This window comes from Chamaesiphon sp. VAR_48_metabat_403, assembly GCF_031422475.1.
Classification (GTDB): Bacteria; Cyanobacteriota; Cyanobacteriia; order Cyanobacteriales; family Chamaesiphonaceae; genus Chamaesiphon.
The window spans coordinates 1-3,361 of record NZ_JANPLS010000077.1 but is presented as its reverse complement, the minus strand read 5'-3'; the positions used below and the strand labels follow the sequence as shown (position 1 = coordinate 3,361).

Below are 3,361 nucleotides of genomic sequence, written 5' to 3'. Positions count from 1 at the left end.
TTCCTATTCGGCTTCAAAGGTGCGGGCGAATGTGTCAAATTCCAACCCGAAAAACCAACCAAAATCATCGTCATTCCCCGCAATCCTCGCAGTGGCGAAAAAATGCAAACCCTCGAAACTAAATCGGGATTTGTCTTCCACCACGCCAATGCCTTCGAGCAAAATGGTAAAATCTCGATCGATTCAATTGCCTACCCAACTTTCCCCGAAGTCGAACCCGATAAAGACTTCCGCGAGATCGATTTTGCGACCCTCACACCTGGGCAACTATGGCGATTTGAATTAGATTTAACTACCCAAAAAGTCACCAGTCAACTCATCGAACCCCGCTGTTGTGAGTTCCCCACTATTAACCCTGCAAATGTCGGCTATCCCTATCGATATGTTTATATGGGTGCAGCACAAACTCTCGATGGTAATGCACCTCTCCAGAGTATCCTCAAACTCGATCGAACCACTGGGGCGCAGCAATTATGGACGGCTGCACCGACAGGATACGTCAACGAACCCGTCTTCGTAGCGCGTCCTGGTGGCACCCAGGAAGACGATGGCTGGCTGATTGCGATGGTCTACGATGGTGAGCGCGATCGATCGGCAGTCGTCGTGCTAGATGCCACAGATCTGACAAAAGGTGCGGTGGCAACTCTCCATCTGACTCATCATATTCCTTATGGTTTGCATGGGACTTGGACGGATAGTGTTTTTATTTAGATGGGAGTAAGGAGATGGGAGATGGGAGTAAGGAGTAATAAACTCCCCCAGTCCCCCAGTCCCCCAGTCCCCCAGTCCACTCGTCTCCCCGTCCCTTTTAACCCTTGGCTATTAATAGATCTAATGCTGATTGCATCTGTGACTGGACTAGATCGTAACAGGCATCTACATAGTCTCGATCGTTAGCTGCTGCTCTGCCGTATCGATCGAATTCAATCGGTTCGCAGACGCGGATGTGGATCTGGGAGGGCATCGGAAAATTGGGCAAAGGGCCAAAAGCCAGACCCCAGGGTAACCCCAGATAGATGGGGAAAACTACCGGATCGATACCAAATAGCCACGGCATCCCCAGATCGTGGAGTCGATCTAATAGGGGATAAATATCGGTCAACACGATCAGCCCATCATGGGCACCAGTAGACACTACAGGGACAATCGGAGCGTGTTCGCGCAGGGCGACTTTAATAAAGCCCTTGCGCCCAGCTAACTGGATTTGATGTCTTTGACTGTGGGGTCGAAATACATCCTCAGCACCACCGGGATACACCAATACCGTCGCATCTTTGCGTAGCGCGGCTACTGCCATTTTGGGATGAGCGACCACCGCCCCAGCTTTGACAGCCAATGTAGACATCCCGCCAAAATACTTCCACACATCGGGGTGTGCCAGCCCGTAGGCAGGTCGTTCGACACCATAACGGCGAAACCACTCATGCATCAACATAAACATGTCAGGAGCCGCCAAACCGCCATTGTGGGAACCCACTACCAGCATTCGCCCGCGATCGGGTACGCGTTCCCAACCGTCGGTAGTGACCCTAAAATAGTTATGGTACAGCCACTCCCATGCTGGCATAAATGCCGAGCGAATCGACTGCGGATCGCGATCTTCTAACGACCAACCATCGTATTTACGACGATCGGGTGACTGTGAATTAACCAGATGCTCAAAAAAGTTTAACAATTATCCAACTATCCAACAGTGGTGACGAACTTGAGTGCAGACGAATATTGTGGCGATGGTCGCCAATTATCCCAGTCGATCGGCCTAAAATAATGGCTCAAATCGAACGAGGGTAAAGTTTTCTAGTTTTGCCAAGCCCGATCTCAACTGGCCGCCAAGCGGTGCTAGCGATCGGCATATCGCCGCTAGTTTTAGTCTACCCAATTATTAGTCCCAAAATTCGATCGAATTACTTGCATGTCTAACAAATATTTGTTATATTGGTCAAGTTGACTAAATTAATAGCAACGCGCCGGGATAGCTCAGTTGGTAGAGCAGAGGATTGAAAATCCTCGTGTCCGGGGTTCAAATCCCCGTCCTGGCATATGATTATCTACATTCACAGGTCGCCTCAGTAAATCTATGATTTATCGATCGGCGAGTTAATGTCGTTAAATAGTGAATTGCTGGTAATTCGCAAATTAATATCGCCGATAATTTAGCTCAGAAGATCGGTTTCGATCTTCTGCTCCTTTGAATCCACCCAAATTTAAGATATGGATAAGCAGCAGCTTTCCGAGCGGGATATTTGCACTAAATATATCACTCCAGCATTGGAACGATCGGGTTGGGATATTTTGATGCAGATTCGGGAAGAATTTTCGCTGACTGATGGACGGATTTTGGTGCGGGGTAAGTTACACGCTCGTGCGCGGAATAAGCGGGCGGATTATGTATTATTTTATAAGCCTAATCTCCCGATCGCAGTTATCGAAGCCAAGGATAATAATCATGCTGTGGGCGATGGAATGCAACAGGGTTTAGGCTATGGGGAGATGCTGCAAGTACCGTTTGTATTTAGTTCCAATGGCGATCGCTTTTTGTTTCATAACAAGATTGCTGCCGACGGAATAATTGAGCGAGAAATCGGTTTAGACGAGTTTCCATCGCCGGAAACACTTTGGGCTTGGTGGTGTATAGATCGGGGACTATCTGCACCGCAACAGCAGTTAGTTACGCAGGATTATTATAGTGATGGGAGTAATAAGACTCCGCGCTATTATCAGTTGTTGGCGATCGATAAAACTATCGAAGCGATCGCCAAAGGTCAGAACCGGATTCTATTAGTAATGGCAACTGGTACGGGTAAGACTTTTACCGCATTTCAGATTATTTGGAGACTGTGGAAATCGAAGGCGAAGAAACGGATTTTGTTTTTAGCCGATTCTCCATAGGAGAGGCTTCGCCAACGGAATATCTTAGTCGATCAGACGATGACTAATGATTTTAAACCCTTTGGTTCGGCGATGACCAAGATAAAGCAGCGACAGGCGGATAAGTCTTATGAGATTTATCTGTCGCTATATCAGGCGGTGACGGGTAATGAGGAAGAACAGAAGATTTACAAACAATTTAGCCGTGATTTTTTCGACCTAATTGTAATTGATGAATGTCATCGCGGGAGCGCGGCTGAGGATTCGGCTTGGCGGCAGATACTAGATTATTTTTCATCAGCTACTCAGGTAGGATTGACGGGGGAGCGTCCCAATCATGCGGTTGGTACATTTGTATGTGCAATAGAAGACATACTCAGTCAGAATAAGGAGGTAAGAGAGAGTTAGAATTATGACATCTAAAGAAAAGTACGAACTGAAAAAGCATCTTAAAGCCGCAGCAGCAATTATATAGGCGAATACACCAATCGAG

At 47.4% G+C, this 3,361-nt stretch carries 2 protein-coding genes, 1 tRNA gene and 1 pseudogene; 3 read left to right on the top strand and 1 reads right to left on the bottom strand.

Features of this window, described 5'->3' with window-relative positions; translation table 11 throughout:
- A partial coding sequence (locus tag RMO79_RS03770; protein WP_310481720.1) for a carotenoid oxygenase family protein occupies window positions 1-711 on the top strand: 711 nt, incomplete at its 5' end.
- Between the two features lie 97 nt (window positions 712-808).
- Here RMO79_RS03770 and RMO79_RS03765 read toward each other — a convergent pair.
- A complete protein-coding gene (locus tag RMO79_RS03765; RefSeq protein WP_310481719.1) occupies window positions 809-1,675 on the bottom strand; it encodes a lysophospholipid acyltransferase family protein in 867 nt (288 codons plus the stop codon).
- A 291-nt stretch (window positions 1,676-1,966) separates the two neighbouring features.
- Here RMO79_RS03765 and RMO79_RS03760 point away from each other — a divergent pair.
- Both RMO79_RS03760 and RMO79_RS03755 read left to right on the top strand, forming a co-directional pair.
- Window positions 1,967-2,039, top strand: a tRNA-Phe gene (locus RMO79_RS03760).
- Between the two features lie 172 nt (window positions 2,040-2,211).
- Window positions 2,212-3,189 (top strand): annotated as a pseudogene (locus RMO79_RS03755) (DEAD/DEAH box helicase family protein); the annotation flags it as partial.
- Window positions 3,190-3,361: the final 172 nt, after the last annotated feature.